General features: G+C 63.2%; 1 protein-coding gene. It reads right to left on the minus strand.

The window, feature by feature from the left end; genetic code table 11:
- Positions 1–58 precede the first annotated feature (58 nt).
- Positions 59–1,071 (minus strand): histidine phosphatase family protein (locus ACWGPE_RS19225; RefSeq protein ID WP_452049352.1); only part of this gene is annotated, 1,013 nt, incomplete at its 5' end.

The raw sequence follows: 1,071 nt of genomic DNA on the forward strand, positions 1-1,071 counted from the left end.
TGCCATCCGACCTGCGGGTAGCTGTGGCGAAGACCCGTCGATGTCCGCGCTGGTATCGCTAGGCGGCGTTCTTCGGGGCGGTGTCCCTCTTCTCTGCCTTGTCCTTGGCTTCAACCCGGTCAGAAGCCTTCTTGACCGCGTCCCTGATACTGCGCACCGAGGACGAGACCTGATCACGCGCGTTCTCCACCGCCGCGCGTACCTTGTCACCCGACTCGGTGACCACCTTCTTCAGGCCCGGAGCCGCCTTGTTCCCGTCGCTGAGATCCGTTGCGGCAGGACGTGTCTTGGTGACGGTCCGCATTCCGGTAGCGGCCGCACTGACTTGTTGAGTGGCCGTGTCACCGGCGCCCTGAACGTCGTCGGCAGCCGTCTTGACGATGTCGTTCGCTGCGGTCTTGACATCCTCGATGTCTGACGACACCTTCTCGCGTAATTCGTTCTCGCTCTTCGGGAATGCCTTGTTCACCCGATCGATGACCTCGGCGCCGATCGCCCGGTTGAACTTGGTCACCGAGAAGCTCGCGTCGGCGATGCTCCGGTTGATCGCCGTGGCGATGGCCGCCGGATCACGGGTGGCGAAGGCATCCGTCACCTGCTCGGCCGCGGCGTTGAGCTGCCTCGACAGGGTCCGCACCTGCCGCAGGACCTCGACGTGGAACGGAGTTTCGGGTCCGATCTCGGTGCCGTTCCAGTTGACGACGCGCCAGCCGTCCTCAGGATTTCCCTCCACCACGACGTAACCGGTGTTTCGCAGCGGATTGGTCATCAGCCACATCGGGTCCGCATTTTCCGCATTCAGGAAAACCCAGAACATGATGGCGCCGCCGTGCGAAAATGCCGCCACGTTCCGGTCCCCGTTGTCGTACATGGTCTGAATTGCGCCGTCCATTCGCGCATCGAATTCCCGCCCGTTGACAGACCCGGGAATGCGGGCATCCAGATCGCCCTGCAGCCATTTCAGCGGCGCCTGCAGGTAGCCTTTCACGGCATCGGATTCCGGGGTCCCCTCGTAGATTCCTGCCTCAATTTCCTGGAGGCCGGGAACCACCTGGATCGGCAGGCCCAGGT

Source organism: Agromyces sp. NPDC055658 (assembly GCF_053618155.1).